This is a genomic window from Mesorhizobium sp. M2A.F.Ca.ET.039.01.1.1 (assembly GCF_003998035.1).
Lineage (GTDB): Bacteria > Pseudomonadota > Alphaproteobacteria > Rhizobiales > Rhizobiaceae > Mesorhizobium.
On the sequence record NZ_RZRY01000846.1, the window covers coordinates 1 to 2,373 of the forward strand.

Genomic DNA, 2,373 nt, shown 5'->3' on the forward strand with positions numbered 1-2,373 from the left:
GATCAAGGCCGAGCGTTCGCTGCTTTTCGACAAATCAGGCGCGAGGATTCGCTGACTTTCTTCCGCCCGACCCCAAGACGAGGCGGCGACCCATGGAGAATTCGACATGACATCTGGAAAAATCCGCTGGGGCATCCTCGGGCCCGGCAGCATCGCGAAATCCTTTGCCGGCGGTGTGGCGCAGTCGCGCACCGGCGAACTGGTCGCGCTCGGCGCCCGCAACCCTGCCAAGCCGGGCCTAGCCGAGACCTTTCCGGGCGCGCGCATCCTCAACGGCTATGAGGCGCTGCTCGCCGACGGCCAGGTCGACGCCGTCTATATTTCGATCCCGCATCCCGGCCATGCCGAATGGGCGATCAAGGCGGCCGAAGCCGGCAAGCATGTGCTGTGCGAAAAACCGCTGGCGCTCACCGCCTTCGAGGCCGACGCCATGATGCATGCGGCGCGCAAGGCCGGCACTTTCCTTGGCGAAGCCTTCATGTATCGGTTGCACCCGCAGACCCGGCAACTGGTCGAGCTGATCAAGTCGGGCGCAATCGGCGAAGTGCGCATGATCAAGTCGAGTTTTGGTTTCGCCATGCCGGGCTTCATGCCCGAGCACCGGCTCTATGCCAACGACCTCGCTGGCGGCGGCATCCTCGATGTCGGCGGCTATCCTGTCTCGATGGCGCGGCTGATCGCCGGCGCCGCCACGGGCCAGCCCTTTGCCGAACCCGACAAGGTCCTGGGCGCGGCCCATCTCGGCCAATCCGGCGTCGATGAATGGGCTTCCGCCTTGCTGCACTTTGCCGGCGGCATCGTCGCCGAAATCTCCTGCAGCATCTCGCTCGACCAGGACAACATCCTGCGCATTTTCGGCGCAAAGGGCCGGATCGAGGTGCCCGATTTCTGGTTTGCCGGCGGCAACCGCGATGTCGGGCCGGGCCGGATCGAGGTGATCCGGTCCGGGGCGGCTCGCGAGGTGATCAGCCTTAACGAGACGCGTCACCTCTATTCCTTCGAGGTCGATGCCGCGGGCGAAGCAATCCAGGCAGGCAGGCAGGAATTCGCCTGGCCGGGCATGTCCTGGGCCGACAGCCTCGGCACGCTGCGCGTCCTCGACAAGTGGCGCGCCGCCGTCGGTCTCGAATACGAGATCGAAAAGCCGGCTAAGCGCCTCAACACCATATCCGGCCGGCCGCTGCGTACCGACGGCACGGCCATCGGCAAGCGCGTCCTTCCCAGCCTGCCGAAACCCGTCTCGCTTCTGGCGCTCGGCTTCGAGGATTTCCGCAGCTTCTCCTCCGGCTCGATCCTGCTCGACGCCTATTTCGAGGCCGGCGGCAATCTGTTCGACACCGGCTTTGTCTATGGCGGCGGCTACACCGAGACGCTGCTCGGGCAGTGGCTTAAGAATCGCGGCGTGCGCGAAAAATCGGTCATCATAGCCAAGGGTGCGCATTCGCCGCTCTGCTATCCCGATGTCATTGCAAAACAGCTGGCCCAGTCGCTCGACCGGCTGCAGACCGATCATGTCGACATCTATTTCATGCATCGCGACAATCCGGATGTGCCGGTCGGCGAATTCGTCGACGCCATGGACGCCGAGGCCAGGGCCGGCCGCATCCGCGGCCTGTTCGGCGGCTCCAACTGGACGATGGAGCGCATGGACGAGGCGATTGCCTATGCCAAGAAGAACGGCAGGCAGAAGCCCGGCGCGCTCTCCAACAATTTCTCGCTGGCTGAAATGCTGGAGCCGATCTGGGCAGGCTGCGTCACCTCCTCGACCGATGCGTGGAAGGCCTGGCTGGCGGCGCGGCAGATGCCGCACTTCGCCTGGTCGAGCCAGGGCCGCGGCTTCTTCACCGACCGCGCCGGCCGCGACCGGACTGACAATGAGGAGCTGGTGCGGGTCTGGTACTCGGAAAGGAATTTCGCCCGCCGCGACCGCGCCATCGAGCTGGCCCGAAAACTCGGCAAGAGCCCGATCCATATCGCGCTGGCCTACGTGCTGGCGCAGCCCTTCCCGTCGGTCCCGCTGATCGGCCCGCGCACGCTGGACGAGCTGGAGGACAGCCTCAGGGCGCTCGATATCAAGCTGACGCCGGAGGATGTGGCCTGGCTGGACGAGGGTGCGGAACGGAGGAGGGCTTAGGGGGAAAATCAGGGGCGTCGCGTTCCTTCGCCCCCCTCTCTGCTCTGCCGGGCATCTCCCCCCTCAAGGGGGGAGATTGGCAGCTTCAGCGCCGGCGCTCCCTTTGCAACGTTGGCGATTAGCGAAAGCCGGCGCCACATCTGATCTCCCCCCTTGAGGGGGTTGAGGAGCGGTCCGCACAGCGGACGGGAAGCCAATTGCTTGGCTTTCCGAGCGACGAAAGCCGGCAGGACAGAGAG

1 protein-coding gene is annotated in these 2,373 nt (G+C 65.3%); it reads left to right on the forward strand.

Annotated elements, in window-relative coordinates; all coding sequences use genetic code 11:
- Positions 1-106: 106 nt before the first annotated feature.
- Positions 107-2,134, forward strand: coding sequence for an aldo/keto reductase (locus EOA24_RS34545; RefSeq protein WP_126080369.1), 2,028 nt, complete (start codon positions 107-109; stop codon positions 2,132-2,134).
- The last annotated feature ends 239 nt before the right edge of the window (positions 2,135-2,373 follow it).